13 protein-coding genes are annotated in these 14,144 nt (G+C 54.0%); all 13 read right to left on the bottom strand.

Features of this window, described 5'->3' with window-relative positions:
- Positions 1-13 precede the first annotated feature (13 nt).
- Positions 14-1,282 carry a type III PLP-dependent enzyme gene (locus B5M42_RS07345; RefSeq protein WP_134752523.1) on the bottom strand — a complete coding sequence of 423 codons (1,269 nt, stop codon included), beginning with the start codon at positions 1,280-1,282 and terminating at the stop codon, positions 14-16.
- Positions 1,251-3,941, bottom strand: a complete 2,691-nt coding sequence (locus B5M42_RS07340; protein WP_134752521.1) for a hypothetical protein — start codon at positions 3,939-3,941, stop codon at positions 1,251-1,253. Before B5M42_RS07340 ends, B5M42_RS07345 begins: the two co-directional genes overlap by 32 nt.
- Before the next feature lie 26 nt (positions 3,942-3,967).
- Complete coding sequence (locus tag B5M42_RS07335; protein WP_134752519.1) at positions 3,968-4,660, bottom strand: dTMP kinase; 693 nt, start codon at positions 4,658-4,660, stop codon at positions 3,968-3,970.
- A gap of 69 nt (positions 4,661-4,729) precedes the next feature.
- Complete coding sequence (locus B5M42_RS07330) at positions 4,730-5,848, bottom strand: nucleotidyltransferase family protein (protein ID WP_134752517.1); 1,119 nt, start codon at positions 5,846-5,848, stop codon at positions 4,730-4,732.
- Between the two features lie 32 nt (positions 5,849-5,880).
- A complete protein-coding gene (locus B5M42_RS07325) occupies positions 5,881-7,359 on the bottom strand; it encodes a class I adenylate-forming enzyme family protein (protein ID WP_134752515.1) in 1,479 nt (492 codons plus the stop codon).
- Position 7,360: 1 nt separating this feature from the next.
- Positions 7,361-7,612, bottom strand: a complete 252-nt coding sequence (locus B5M42_RS07320) for an acyl carrier protein (RefSeq protein ID WP_134752513.1) — start codon at positions 7,610-7,612, stop codon at positions 7,361-7,363.
- Between the two features lie 17 nt (positions 7,613-7,629).
- Positions 7,630-8,769 (bottom strand): BtrH N-terminal domain-containing protein, encoded by a 1,140-nt coding sequence (locus B5M42_RS07315; RefSeq protein WP_134752511.1) that lies wholly within the window; start codon positions 8,767-8,769, stop codon positions 7,630-7,632.
- An 18-nt stretch (positions 8,770-8,787) separates the two neighbouring features.
- Complete coding sequence (locus B5M42_RS07310) at positions 8,788-10,362, bottom strand: bifunctional metallophosphatase/5'-nucleotidase (protein WP_134752509.1); 1,575 nt, start codon at positions 10,360-10,362, stop codon at positions 8,788-8,790.
- A 40-nt stretch (positions 10,363-10,402) separates the two neighbouring features.
- A complete protein-coding gene (locus B5M42_RS07305; RefSeq protein ID WP_209280703.1) occupies positions 10,403-11,233 on the bottom strand; it encodes an ABC transporter permease in 831 nt (276 codons plus the stop codon).
- A gap of 2 nt (positions 11,234-11,235) precedes the next feature.
- Positions 11,236-12,024 carry an ABC transporter permease gene (locus B5M42_RS07300; RefSeq protein WP_134752507.1) on the bottom strand — a complete coding sequence of 263 codons (789 nt, stop codon included), beginning with the start codon at positions 12,022-12,024 and terminating at the stop codon, positions 11,236-11,238.
- Positions 11,999-13,009, bottom strand: a complete 1,011-nt coding sequence (locus B5M42_RS07295) for an ABC transporter ATP-binding protein (RefSeq protein ID WP_134752505.1) — start codon at positions 13,007-13,009, stop codon at positions 11,999-12,001. The genes B5M42_RS07300 and B5M42_RS07295 overlap by 26 nt, the downstream gene beginning before the upstream one ends.
- A 14-nt stretch (positions 13,010-13,023) precedes the next feature.
- Positions 13,024-13,284, bottom strand: a complete 261-nt coding sequence (locus B5M42_RS07290; protein ID WP_134752503.1) for an acyl carrier protein — start codon at positions 13,282-13,284, stop codon at positions 13,024-13,026.
- Between the two features lie 198 nt (positions 13,285-13,482).
- Positions 13,483-14,130, bottom strand: a complete 648-nt coding sequence (locus B5M42_RS07285; protein WP_134752501.1) for a response regulator — start codon at positions 14,128-14,130, stop codon at positions 13,483-13,485.
- Positions 14,131-14,144: the final 14 nt, after the last annotated feature.

The following is a 14,144-nucleotide window of genomic DNA, read 5'->3' as shown; positions in this document are numbered from 1 at the left end:
CCTCCTTGTATGATTAGCCGCGGGTTGCTTCGAGGCTTTCCGCGATTTTTAACGTATTTTGTCCGCGCAGGAAGTCAGCCGGGTGGCTTCGTTCCCGCAGCGCTTGCACGCTTCCTTGATACATCAGCACTTCGGCCGGCAGCACGTGGCTCAGGAACATGACCGGACTATGCGTCAAGCCGTAGGCGCCGGATTTGTCGATGATGAGCAGGTCGCCCGGCTGCGGGTCAACCAGCGTCACGCGCTGGCCGATCACGTCCGTCGGCGTACACAGCGATCCGACCACGTTGACCTCCTTGCCTTCGCCTTCCTTGTCGAGCAGGAACATCGGGAAGTTGTTGCGCACATAGCGGCCGAGGAACGCAGCGGAGGAATGGTGGTTCGAGCCGCCGTCGCACACGACATACGTTGTGCCCTTGCTTTCCTTGACATACAGCACCTTCGTCAGAAAAACACCCGCTCTGGCCAGCAGGAACCGGCCGCTCTCGACGCCGATGCGCGCTCCGGCCAGCCGCTCGCCGTATTGGGCCCACAGCTCGGCCATGCCGCTGCGCAGCGCTTCGGTATCCAGCTCCTTCTCCCCGTTGAAATAAGGGATGCCGAAGCCGCCGCCCAGATCGAGGAATCTCAGCTTGAGGCTATGCGTATCGGAAAGCTCGATCGCCAGCTTGAAAATTTCCTCCACCGTCTTGATGATGTTGCCGGCCTCCAGCATTTGACTGCCGCTGAAGATGTGGAAGCCCAGCACCTCGATGTGCGTCATTGCAGCAATTTCGTTCAACGCGTCGTCGACTTGCGTCTGGTCGATACCGAACTGCGTCGGCACGCCGGTCATTTTCAGCCCCGCCCCGTTGATGTTGAAATTCGGATTGATCCGCAGCGAAACGTTAACCTTACGCCCCTTGAGCAAGGCGATATCATGAATGATGCGAACCTCCTCCAAGGATTCGGCGTTGATGCTGAAGATGCCCTGTTCGATCGCAAATTCAAGATCCTCATAGGTTTTGCCGGGGCTTGTAAAAATGATATTGTGGGGGTCGAAGCCCGCTTGCAGTGCCACGTGCAGCTCGCCGAGGGAAGCAACCTCGATGTTGCTGCCGAACGTTTTCATCAACTGGCAGACGCCCAGCAGCGGATTCGATTTAACCGAATAAAAAATTTCAAACGATGCCGGCAAACAACTCTTCAGCAGATGATACTGCCGTTCGATCGTTTCCCCGTCGTAAACGTATACGGGAGTCCCGTAGGTGTTAGCAATATCCTTCAACGCATTTGGATTCATAACGGCTCTCATCCTTACTCAAAAAGTGTTTTGTGGAACGAAACTCATGGTAGCCGGCTCCGTCGTAGACAAACGCATCGTTATAAAATAACGGGCTCGTCTCGAAAGCATTCATGAGCAGCAGCAGCTCGTGCTCGACGCACTCGTTGTTGTAGGCCACTACGAGCACCAGCCGATCCGGCTGCAGCGGATGCCGGCATTTGATGAACGCGAAATACGGTCCCTCGAAGACCCGGCCCTCCAGCGTCAGCTGCCCGGCGTTCAAGGAAAGTCCCAGCTCGCGCAAAACGGCCAGCTGGCTTTCGCCCGGCGAGCGCGCGTCGACCGGCATAATGAGATGACCATCGCCTTGCTTCAACCAATCCCACTCCGTCGCGCAGCAGCTGTTATATTTGTAGTAAATATAACGGTCCTTGATCGGATTTTGCAGCAGATACGCCAGCTTATTGACGAAGCTTCGCTTGTCCTCCCACGCGCCAGGCGGCTTGACAACCGTACAGGCGGACACATACACCTGCTGGATGCCCATCCGCTCCTCGTCGACGCCGATGGCGCGATATGCCGCCTCGAACTGGGCAGCGGTCAGCAGCCCGCGCTTGAGCGTCCAGCGGCCGTCCGGCTGCAGCGTGATATCCAGCTGCGTGTACGCATCCAGCTCTACGGCGCAAACCACGCCGTTGACGCCAAGCCGGATGCGGGGCGCGAGCTGCAGTTCCCCCCGCGGCAGGAGCAGCCGAAAGCTGGCGATGTTGCTCGCGCTGATCTCCAGCGTCCCGTCGTCCCGCCGCTGCGCGTGCAACGAAGAACGTTTATGCAGATCGTCAATCTCCGTGATCTGCACCCAATACGCCTTGTTGTAGCTCGGCGTCAGCGGCGACAGCTTCACCGACGCCGGATACGGCTCCTTCTTGTGAACGAGCAGCTGGCCGAGCAGCTTCTTGGAGTTCAGAACGGCGTTGAATTCGGGATGCATCAGCCCTTGGCACATCCACGATCTGGCCTTAGGCATCCGCTTGAGGAAATTCAGCTTGCGGGCACTGTTATAGAACCAGTGCTCCGTGCTGATCAAGCCAATGACGCCGGTATGGCTCAAATTGTCGATCTGCTCGTATTCGGGATCGTTGATGCTCAGCCGCATATCGCCAACAATGGAGGCGATGCCGGCAAACAGATCGGGCAGCTGGCAACCAATCCGATAGGCCTTGGGCGCGCCCGTACAAAAGCCGATGACGTACACGCGGCTGCGGTCGACGGCATAACGGTCCAGAATGGCGACAAGCAGCCGGCTGACATTCACATCGTCGACAAAATTCAGCCGCCCGCCAATGCCAATCATCTGCACCAGAATCGCTTCATCCGTACTGTCGTGGCGCAGCCACGGCAGCTCGGTCGGATACGACCGCACCTGCGCGTCGCTAAAGTAAAATACGACCGGATACTGGCGGCTCTCGTCATAGCCGTCGGGGAGCACAACCGTGTAAGCGGTTCGTCCGTCCCCGGTCGGCTTAGGCTCGAAAGCCGTAAACCTCCGGCCGAATACCTCGCGGTGCGACCGTTGCCGGGTGCCGTCGGCGACCTGCCGGTAAACGTTCAGCCGGGCATACGCCTGAAACAGCGTCTGCCAGACATCGCCAGGCACATACTGATTCAGCATGCGGTACGCCTGCGGCAGCTCCTGCAGCTCGCGCGCCGAGGTCAATACGCCTGGGTCCAAATCGCGTCGGAGGGCAAGCGGAGCCAGCAACGACTCCAGCGCTTCCTGAAATAAACCAAAGAACACATGCACCTGACCTGTACGTGTGTTGTCCGATTCGCATTCCGCAGTAATGCGCAGCAAGCCGTGAGCCCGTTCATCCAGCCGAATGTCCGCCGCTGTCGAGGTCATAGCCTCGCGTTGGCCGATCAGCTCGTCCTTGTCATTGTAGACGCGGATACGCACCTTTTCGGGAAGGTTGTGACAAATGCGGGGGACGACGGTCAGCCGAAGCTCTTCGCCGGCTGCATGCAGCAGCTTCTCCGGAAATAGGGACAGATCACTGCGGCAACGATCGACCAGCGTTTCGTCGACCAGCTCTCCAAGTCCTTCAGACAACCGTTCAAGCGGCTGCAGCTTGACGATAAACTCCTGCTGCACCGCAGGCACGCGCAGCACCGTTGGCGTCTCGACCAGCACGGTATTACCGCCCTCCCGCAGCTTGCACAAGAACAAGTAATCCCGCAGGACGTTGTCGTGGCTGCCCGATACGGCAAGCTCGCCGTTAATCCAGACGCGAATCGGAGCTGCAACGCAAGTAAACACGCTGACCAGCGCCTCGCGCTCTTGCTCGCAGTACACATTGCAAAGGCAATAAATAGACTTGTTGTCGGCTGCTGCAAACAACTTATGCGGCGTATTCACTTCCAAGTACCGCTCCGCCAGATCGGCCATGTACATCCGCCAGTGGCGTTCGACCTCATCGGCAGGCAGCAAAACCGTCTCATTAAACAACAGCAGCCGGGCTTCCGTATCCAAAAAAGGCTCCGCCCCCCAACGCTCCGGCGAATCGGCGCAAGCGCTGCGTACCAACCAACGGCTTAGCGCGGCCGACACATCGCCCGAGAACGTAATCGGATGCCGGGTTGTCGAAACCAGATTCTCCAGGTAAGCCTGTATGCTCATAAATTCACCTGCGCTTCACTCTGAGGTTAACTGTTGGAAACACGATAGTTGAAATAATCCCGCTTCCGGTAGATGTAGCCTTCAACGCTCGTATGGACGTTGACCGATTCCTCATTGACGAAGACGATATTCATGCTTCGCTGCTGCAAAACGGCAAATAGTCGTATATAAGCCCGCCTCATTTCCTCCAGGTAGTGCAGTTCTTTGTTCTTGATCAATTCGTTCGTATGAATTTTTTTGTTCGTATGGAACAAAGCCTTGCCCCGCAAGCGAATGCGCTCATGACAGACCTTGGGCTGCGTATCGTAAAACAACACAACGTCCGGCTTGCGGACCAGCCTGCACAGCAAAAGCCCCAGCCAACGGCCTGCGCCGTTCACATCGTCCCGCGTAATGCCCGTGTAGATGTAGCGGTCGGCGATGACGATGTGATTTTTACGGAGCGCAGGAAGGATGATTCTCCAGTAGTCCAGCAAAAAGCTGAGCCACTGGAGAACGCTGTACAGCATCGACGTCAATAAGCCGAGCCGGTTCAGCGATTTCACCCATTTGCGGATACGCGCATTGGAATTCCATTCGATAACGGTAGAGCCGATGTCCATGGCGGACAAATAATGCGAAAGCTTGGCAATGCCTTCACTTTTGCCGGAGCCGCTGATGCCCTCATAGACGACCAGAACACCTTTTTTGCGGTTGATAATAAATTCGCTCTTTTTCATCAAGCTCACCTATTGCCTTTGCAATATGATAGAAATCTATATTGAAGGGGCAACCGCCTGCCAACGCATCTACTGAACACTGCTCTTTACGCGTTCCAGCGAGTTGTAACGCTTCATATTGAAGAAACGGGTCAGCAGGTCCTGATTGTATTCATAGACAATGCTGGAGTTCGTAGGATCGACAACCTGGTTCAGATATTCGGTATCCTGCGGCTTGATGCTGTTCAGTGCAGCAATGAACGATTCGATTTCGTTCAGAACCGGGAAGAACGTGCGGGTATATTCCAGAGCGTAGTAGCTCTCATTGACGATGTTGTTTTCATTGATGATCGCGATGAATTTGTTCCAGTCAACCTTGATCGTCGGGTCAGTCAGGAAGCCGTAGATGTCAACGAATTTGTACAGGCCAAGGTCACGTTGGTAGTCAACCCAGTTGAGAACGGCCGCTTCCTTGAACAAGTGTACGCACAGGTGAGCGAGGAAATATTCCTTAGGCAGCGAGCTGATCTTCAGGTTCTCTTCGAACTCGTAGCCTTCCGCTTGCTGGATGAAGTTGTCCACCGCTTGCTCCGTGCCTTGCGCTACCCAGTCGAGCGAGAAGTTGATGTCGATCTCGATCAGGTTGATGCCCGGTTCGTTAATCGTTTTACGATAAGGCACGACTTCGCCGTAGTTCATGCGGTGATTGAGGATTTCTCTGCGCGTAGCCGGGATGACCTCGTTCGTGTTCTCATCGTGGAAGCCTTGAATAAAGCCCAGATCCTTCAATACCTTGCCGCAAGCCGTCAGGTCGGAAGCGCGCAGCAGGATGTCGATGTCGCTGGAAATGCGGCAACCGATCGGATAAACGGAGTGCGCCAGAATCGAGCCTTTCAGGAAGGCATGCGGAATGCCGCTTTCGTTCATCGCTTGAGCGATTTTCGTAATGTATACACGGTGGGACTTCGTGCGCTGCGCCTGAATCTCGTTGATCAGGAACAAGCCGAATTCAAACTCGCGGTTAAAGAACGGAACGCTTGCTTTGCGCAGCGTATGGTAGGCGATACCGGCCGTACGGTTGTAGACGAGATGGCCCAATACTTCAGCCCAGTCCAGCTTTTGCACGACAAGCTCCTTGATACGCTCGGCTTTCGGATTGCGGAATTGGGAAAGCTCCAATACGAGTTCTTGCTCCAACGACAGTGTCATAAAATCTCTCCTTTGTTTGTATGGGATGGAAGCTAAACGGTAACTTGTCTGCGCATGATCTTCCCGGCGGCGTTGCGCGGAATCTGCTGAACGATATCGACCGCGTCGGGGTACTGATAAGTAGCAAGCTTTTTCTTGCAAATATCCAGCACGTCAGCTGGCGTCAAGCCGCCTTCGACGTAAGGAACGGCGCATACGTGCAGCTTCTGTCCATATTTCGGGTCGGCGACGCCGAACACAATCGCTTCGCGCACCCGCTCGTCGGCCAGCAGCACATCCTCCACCTCGCGCGGATAAATGTTCATGCCGGCGCGGATGATCATATCGTCCTTGCGCCCGGAAATATACAGGAAACGTCCTTCGCCCTGAGCCACCATATCGCCCGTATGCAGCCAGCCGTCACGCAGCTTGACCGCCGTCAGCTCCGGCTGGTCCCAGTATCCCCAGAAAATGTTCGGTCCGCGGACCAGCAGCTCGCCCGGCTCGCCGGGTTCGACATCGCGTCCGTTTTCGTCGATAATACGGAATTCCATACTTGGCAGCGTCATGCCAATACAGCTTTCCTTCTCCGTAAAATAACGCGACGGCAAATACGTAATGCGCGGCGATGCCTCGGTCTGACCGTAGAGCATAAAAAACTCCACATGAGAGAACCGCTCGCTGATCTTTAATGACACCTGCTTGTGTAAGTATTCGCCCATCAGCGCAACCTTGCGCAGCGACGGGACCCGGTAATCGGAACGGTCCAGCGCCATCTGGTAAAAGATCGTCGGCGTGGAACAGAATATGGTGACGCCGTTCGTTTCCATAAAGCTGAGCAGCCTTCTGGGTACAAACGCTTCGGTATAAAACGTGACCCGCGCCCCGTAGATCAAACCGTAGAGGAACTCCCCGGTCATGACCGACGCGTGGCTGAGCGAGCGGTTGATCAGAACGTGATCGCCCGGCCCGACCTCAAAATACGTGCGGATATCTTCGATATTGGCCAAAATGTTCGCATGCGTCAGTACAGCGCCTTTAGGCTTGCCGGTACTGCCCGATGTGTACATGATGAAGCTGGCCGGCATCTCCGCAGGCAAGCCGTCGCTTCCGCCCGCGCCTTGCGGCGCGCCGGACTGCAGCTCCGCCCCGATGACAGGGACGGTGCCGGTCGTCCGGCAAGCTTCGAGAATCGCTTCGGAAACGAGCGACGACGTACTGGAGCAAAGGAAATCCGGCCGCGTGTGTTCAATAATCTGAATGCAGCGCTGTTCCCCGTACTTGTAGGCAAGCGGAATGACGGTTACTTCCAGCGCAATCAGCGCCAGCACCTGAATCGCTTCCTCAAAGGGATGCTCATCCACCACAGCGACGCGGCTGCCGGCCGGAATGAACGCGCCCAGCTTGGCCGAGAGCGCTTCTACGCGCTCCAGCAGCCCGGCGTAGTCCATGCAGGAGCCGTCAGGCCGGGTGAGCGCCGGCTGCTGGCCGTGGGCCCGGAGCGACTGTTCCAATACGCGCCACAGGCTCATATTAACCTACTTGCTGCGACAGCGTTTTTTCGATCAGAGCCTTCAGGTCGCCGATATTGCGCAGCGATTCCATACCCAGATCCGATTCGTCAAACGTAATGTCGCACAGCTCTTCGATGCGTACGAGCAATTCCACGTATTTAATCGAATCGATGCCCAGCTCGGACAGATTCAGCTCGCCGGTCAGCTCGCGGCCTTCCGCGCCTACGGCAACTTCATTCAGAGCTGTTTGGATTTGTTCTAATACGTTCATGGTTTGTCATTCTCCTTTTATACGGTGGTTTTGGTACAAAGCTCAAGCTGTTCGATCACCTTGGATTCGGCCTCGATGATGGCCTGGATATTGCGTTCCATATCGTCCAGCATCCGGTGCGCTTTCGTAATCGCAAATTTCAGGGAGATGTTGGAGATAATGTCCCAACGTTTTGCGGATTCCTGTACATTTTCCAACAGGATGTCTACGCATTCCTGCGGCAGTCTGTCGGCTACCTCGCGGATAAACACCGCGAACCGCTGGCGGCTGCGGGCAACGCGCTTCAGGCAGGTGTTGTGGTATTCCTTGAAGTAGGCGGCAGCAGCCTGATCGCCCGGCTTCTCTTTGTAGCCCAGCACGCTTTTGCGCAGCTCCTCGATGGCTTGAATGCCGGTAACGTAATCAAATACGCCTTTTTGCCCGCTCATGCGCAGATAGCTTTCGCGAAGCAGAGCGAAGACTTTTTCGTCTGTCACCTCGAAGCTCGGATCGGCGTTGAATTCCATCCACAAATGGCGGATCGGACGGCGATATTCGCCGATGATCGGGTTGTTTCGCGGCACATCGGAGATGCGGCCATCGCGGATCGCCTGCATCGGCAGCACGCCGTCGAAATCGCTGCTCGAAAGCAGGTATTTGTCAAACAGGTGATATTCTTGGTTTTCATTGTCGTAGCCGGTAAGGACGATGGCATGCAGACCGTGCTCGTTTTGATAAGCGCGGTGATAGCTCATGTAGTACAGATCGACTACGGCAGCTACCGGAACCTGGGAATCTACCAGCTCCTCGACACGACGGGCGGCGACCTCCGGATCATCGTCGATATACATCGTAATATGAACGCGATCCTTGTGTTTCGTGACCTCTCCCACGTTCTCGCATTCGCTGAAATACGTCGTTGGCGCAAAATACGCAAACTCCAGCGATGTGTTCAGCTCGGCCTCCGTGAAAGCCACGGAGGTGGAGAAGCGGTACAAATACGTCGTTCCGTAATATTCCGTTTTCGGATCGAACATGAACGACAGATAGTCGGCCAAAATGATATTCGGATTAAAGCCTTTATGGGCGAGAACTGCGCCATATGCCGTAGCAAAGCAGTCGTTCACATAAGTTTCGTAGTAACGTGGCACGTTCTCTACGATGTTTTTCTTGCTCATTTCGGTCACCGCCGTTTCTTATTTGTAACGCTCGTTCAAAATTTTAATCCGACCGTCCGTAGCAGGTGCCACTTCGCCTTTTTCCTTGATGTACTCAGCCAAGACGTCGCGCAGCAGATCGCCTTTATATACCTGCTTGGCGCCTTTGAATTCCTCGTAGTTATCGCCGCCGTTAACCAGATAGTCGTTGGTCGCGACGCGGTAAATTTTCTCCTTGTCGAGCGGTTGTCCGTCTTTGCTTACGCTGACCAGACGTTTACCTGCCGGCTTGGAGCCGTCAAATTCATAGGTGATGCCCGATACCTGGAGGAAGCCCCCGTTGCTGGAGCCGTTTGGCCATTCGCGCAAGCCGCGTTCCAGCGCGTCGTAGACTTTTTGGCCCGGCACCTCAACCGTAACGAGCGAGTTAACGAACGGCAGCGGCTTGCCGACGTTGTACAGCGTCACTTCGCCTTTAGGTACGCTCTCGCGGATCCCCCCGCCGTTCAGCAACGCCAGATCGGCTTTGCCAATGTCGCGCATGGCGTCTGTAATCAGGTCGGCAAGGTTCGTCTCTTTGGAACGGACCTGCGAGCGGATACCGTTGAGCTGCACCGTCGTTTTACCGACAACTTCCTTACCGCGTTCCAGCGCAATGGCATGATACTTGTCAGCCACGGCGAGAACCGCTTTGTCTTCTTTGCTGCGATCGTTGCTTTGGAAAATATGCCAGCCGACTTTAGCCACTTTGCCGTTGCGGAAATACAGATCGGCAAGCCCGACATGCGTCGTATAGGAGCCTGGCTCAGCAATGTAGGTGTTGTTCACCTTCGTTGCTTCTTTGTACAGGAAGTGATGGTGACCGGCCAGAATAAAGTCGATGCCGTCGACTTTTTTCACCAGCTCGCGGTCCAGATCATCGCCCAAATGCGAAAGCATGACAATCGCGTCAACCTTTTGCTCATGCAAAATTTTGATCACGCGTGTAGCCGCTTCAGCCGGATCTTCGAACTGTACGCCCTTCTGATCGAACACGTTCATGTTCGAGAGTGCTTCAGGCACGGTCATGCCGAAGACGCCGATTTTTTTGCCGCCAACTTCAATGATCTTGTATTGCTCGAAAGCCGGCTTGCCGTCGCGCTGAGCGTTCGCGGAAAGCATCGGATATTTCAGCTGGTTTTTGATTTCGACCGCGCGGTCAAAGCCAAAGTCAAGATCATGGTTGCCGAGCGCCATCGCATCGTAGCCCATCAGGTTGGCCGCTTCCACGACCCCTTGCGCTTCGTCGATGTTCGCTTCGTTCGTGCCGTGGAACATATCGCCGCTATCGACCAGGAGCGAGTCCGGGTTCTTTTTGCGCAGATCGTCCACAAGCCCTTTAATCAGCGGCAGGCCCATCTCGACGTTGACCTCTTCCAGCGAGTAATAGCCCCCGTTGGCTTCGTCGTATACCAAGTGTCCATGCACGTCGCCTGTATTGATCAGGCTGATTTTTTTGTCATAGTAACCAAGCGTCAACAAAACGTCATTGAAATTGACGGTTTTAATCGTAATGAAGACGGCTGCAGCCAGCAAAATCACGCCGATCACGATTAGGTTGGTGTACTTCTTCATGATTCAACTCCTTATTTTTCGGTTAAGATTAGCACACGGCCTAGTACATGGCATTGCCCGTGCTTTTGTAGTTCTTGACGCCGTATTTCCAAAGGATGGAGACCAGCAGGAACATGACAACGCCGACCGCCGGCGTCAAATACACAAAACCGCTCCAGAACTGCTCGCCGTCTGCTTTATGCAGGAAAAACTGGGACGGGAAGTAGTTGACAAAGCCGAAAGGAACGACAAAAATCAGAACCTTTTGGATAATGCCCGGATAAAACGTAATCGGATAACCGGCGACCCGACGGCTGTTGAAGAAAATCAGGTTACGCAGGTTTTCCGTGCGGACGCTCCAGAAGCTGAAGCAAGCCGACAGCATGAAAATGGAAGCCTGAATGACCGCTCCGCCCAGAATAGCCATGATGTAGAACAGCGCGTTCTGCCAGGTCCAATCGATCCCCACGGCGAAGGCCGTATTGAAGAATAGCACCAGACCGACAATTCCGTGTCCCAGCGTAGCCGGATAGTCGACGCGCGCAGCGATGATCTGATACAAGAGACCAAGCGGACGCGTTAGAAAACGGTCGAAATCCCCGGAATGCACCATGCCGTCAAAATCGCGGACGCCGGCAAAGAGAAAGACGAACAGACTGTATGACAGGAACAAGAAGCTGTACAAGAACATCAGCTCCTGCATCTCCCAGCCGCGGATGTGCAAGAAACGAAGCAAAATCAGAAACATGACGGCAACGCTGATCATCTCGCGGAAAAAAATCGCCACCGTAATCAGGCTCCGGTCGAACTTGTATTCGAGCGTTGTTTTGAGCGTCAGCTTCGTGTAGCGAAAGAACAATGTGGTCAAATCCCAAAGCGTATGCTTCCTCACGATTACCCTCCTTGCACGACCAGCTTTTTAGCCGCCGCTTTCCACAGCAGTTGGCCGATCGCGAACAACAGCACGACCCATATGACCTGTCTCAACATGCTTGTCCAAATTTCTTCATGCGGAATTTGTCCCAAGTAAATCCGGATTGGCGTGTAAAAGATCGAGTCAAACGGCGTCAGCTTGATGAAATCGATCAGCCACTGCGGCATGAACCACAGCGGAATGAGCGCTCCCGAGAAAATCATCACGGCCGCATCCTTGATCGTAACCAGACTGAACGTCCAGTAGAACCAGAACGTGCTGGACCAAACGATGAAGTTCAGGTTGTAGAGCACCAGATAGCCGAGCGCCGAGCTCACAATGAAATAGATCAGCATTTCCGTTGAAAACGGCGGCAGCAGCTTGAACAGGAAGATCGAAACGAGCAGCGCCGGAAGCAGCTGCATCAGCAGCCGGAACAGCATCGTGCCGATATTGTACGAAAAGACGTACAGCCGGAAGTTGATCGGCTTCATCAAATCCGAAGAAATCAAACCGCTCCTGACCTTGCCCTCGATAAAATATTCGTCCATCGTATACACAACCTGCATCAAAAAGGACAAAACGATGTAGGTCGCAACAATTTTGAACTGTACGCCCTCCAGGGACTCCTCTTCCTCATAGATCGCTTTCCAGATGGAAATGTTGACAAAAATCATCACGAGCGCATTGATAACGCCGGCAAAATAGTCCATCCGATACACGATATTGTTCTGGAACGACTTCTTAGCAAACTCCAGATAAACTCGCATTGAGGTTAATGCCCCCTTGATAAATTTCTCGGATGATGCTATCGATTTCCGGCTCCTGCACCGTCAAATCGGCAATGCTGTATTTCTGGGACAGTCTGTTGATCAGCTCGGATACCTGCACCTCGTCTTTGGAGAAACGGAACCACTTCTTGTTGTCCTTCTCCTGAACAAGCTCGGCTCCCTGGAGCTGAATGCTGCCGTAGGTCTCGCCGAATTCCACGACCAGAAAGCGGTCGCTGCCGTATTTGCGCTTGATTTCGTCCACCGTACCATCGTAAACCGTCGTACCGTGGTCGATAATGATCATGCGCTCGCACGTCTTCTCGATGTCGACCATATCGTGTGTGGTGAAGAGCATCGTGGTGCCCTTTTCTTTGTTGATGAAACGGATGAATTCGCGGATTTTCTCCTTCGCGATGACGTCGAGGCCGATTGTCGGCTCGTCGAAGAAGATGATTTCCGGATCATGCAGCAGGGCGGCGGCGATGTCCGCACGCATCTTTTGGCCCAAGCTGAGCTGGCGGACCGGCTGCTTCATGAATTCGTGCAGGCCCAGCATTTCGCTGAACATGTCGAGGTTCGCTTTGAACTCTTTCTCCGGAACCTTGTAGATATGTCTGAGCAGGTCATACGTATCGCTGACTGGCAAGTCCCACCACAGCTGGGTTCTTTGTCCGAAAACAACTCCCATGCGCGAGGCGTTCAGCTTGCGGTCCTTGTAAGGATTCAAGCCGCCGATGGAAATCGAGCCGGACGTCGGTACGAGAATGCCGGCCAGCATCTTGACCGTGGACGATTTACCCGCCCCGTTCGGCCCGATGAAGCCTACGGTCTGGCCTTTTTCAATCGAGAAGTTGATATTGTCAACGGCGCGTTTCGTCTCGTATTCGGGAATCAGCAAGCCTTTAATCGAGCCGAAAAGTCCCTTGTTCCTTACGTTCAGCTGATACTCTTTGACCAAATCCTTGACTTCAATCAAGGCCATTACATTTCCCCCTCTTAGGACATGGTGTGTTCGCTTGTTTTTTGCTCAACGATTTGGGCCAGCTTGTTCAACGTGTTCAGGTTGTCCAGCAGCAGCTCCTCGTCGTTGAAAGTCACGGAAAATTCTTCCTCGATGTTCACTACGATTTCCATGCAGTTGATCGAATCCATGCCGATGGTGCTGAGCAGCTCGTCACCCGACATCTTCTTCACATTCTCAGGATCAATGCGGAAAACCATGGCTACAATTTCGGAAATTTTGTCGTGGATCGTCATTCCGACTCACTCCTTATCAATTTATGCTTGACCTTTAGATTACCTTATCGATTCATTTCGACACTAGATGTCTGAGGTCTCTTTCTCGTGTCCGCGAGTCCCTTTTCAAAAGGCAAAAAAAAGGACAAGTGGATAATTTTCTTATCCACCTGTCCTATTCGGCCAATGTCCGGCCAAAATGCGGCCAAAACTATGAAATTACAGCAAATTGTTGCGTACGGCAAAGACGACAAGCTCGATCCGGTCCCGTAAATTGAGCTTTTTGAGAATCGTTGAAATCGTATTTTTGACCGTTCCTACCGACAAAAACAAGCTTTGCGCGATCTCGCGATTCTCCTTGCCATCAACCACATGCTTGATGATGTTGATTTCCCGTTCGGTGAAGCTGATGTCCAGCGCAGGCTTGTCCAGCGCCGCTGCGACCTCCTGCGTCGGCACGTTGCGCGTAAAGTCGATCAGCACGTCCTTATGCATCACGCTAAGCCCCAGTGCCGCGCTTTTAACCGTCATCACCAGTTCGTCGGGGTTGATATTCTTGAGCATATATCCGCTTGCTCCGCTATTCATCGCTTTGACAACCATATCGAGGTCGCGGCAGCCGGTCAGCACAATGACCTGCGTCGCCGGAAATTTGCGGTGGACCTGGGCGGTAATTTCAATGCCGTCCCCCCCGGGCATATGGACATCAAGAATCAGCACATCCGGCTCGTGCTCGCCGCACAGCTGAAGGGTATCCTCCACGTTCGCCGCAAAACCCACGACTTGAATCTCTTCGTCTCTTTCCAAAATGAACTTGATGCCTTCGCTCACCAAGCGTTGGCCATCAACCAGAACCACCTTAATCATAATTTCCTCCTCGG

Origin of the sequence: Paenibacillus athensensis, from assembly GCF_004514475.2 — a bacterium.
GTDB classification, from domain to species: Bacteria; Bacillota; Bacilli; order Paenibacillales; family NBRC-103111; genus Paenibacillus_AL; species Paenibacillus_AL athensensis.
This window is presented reverse-complemented; position numbering and strand designations above follow the sequence as displayed.

Bases quoted from the DNA above. Each gene is read 5' to 3' on its own strand.
- B5M42_RS07345 (WP_134752523.1), bottom strand. From the start codon at position 1,282: ATGAATCCAAATGCGTTGAAGGATATTGCTAACACCTACGGGACTCCC.
- B5M42_RS07340 (WP_134752521.1), bottom strand. From the start codon at position 3,941: ATGAGCATACAGGCTTACCTGGAGAATCTGGTTTCGACAACCCGGCAT.
- B5M42_RS07335 (WP_134752519.1), bottom strand. From the start codon at position 4,660: ATGAAAAAGAGCGAATTTATTATCAACCGCAAAAAAGGTGTTCTGGTC.
- B5M42_RS07330 (WP_134752517.1), bottom strand. From the start codon at position 5,848: ATGACACTGTCGTTGGAGCAAGAACTCGTATTGGAGCTTTCCCAATTC.
- B5M42_RS07325 (WP_134752515.1), bottom strand. From the start codon at position 7,359: ATGAGCCTGTGGCGCGTATTGGAACAGTCGCTCCGGGCCCACGGCCAG.
- B5M42_RS07320 (WP_134752513.1), bottom strand. From the start codon at position 7,612: ATGAACGTATTAGAACAAATCCAAACAGCTCTGAATGAAGTTGCCGTA.
- B5M42_RS07315 (WP_134752511.1), bottom strand. From the start codon at position 8,769: ATGAGCAAGAAAAACATCGTAGAGAACGTGCCACGTTACTACGAAACT.
- B5M42_RS07310 (WP_134752509.1), bottom strand. From the start codon at position 10,362: ATGAAGAAGTACACCAACCTAATCGTGATCGGCGTGATTTTGCTGGCT.
- B5M42_RS07300 (WP_134752507.1), bottom strand. From the start codon at position 12,024: ATGCGAGTTTATCTGGAGTTTGCTAAGAAGTCGTTCCAGAACAATATC.
- B5M42_RS07295 (WP_134752505.1), bottom strand. From the start codon at position 13,009: ATGGCCTTGATTGAAGTCAAGGATTTGGTCAAAGAGTATCAGCTGAAC.
- B5M42_RS07290 (WP_134752503.1), bottom strand. From the start codon at position 13,284: ATGACGATCCACGACAAAATTTCCGAAATTGTAGCCATGGTTTTCCGC.
- B5M42_RS07285 (WP_134752501.1), bottom strand. From the start codon at position 14,130: ATGATTAAGGTGGTTCTGGTTGATGGCCAACGCTTGGTGAGCGAAGGC.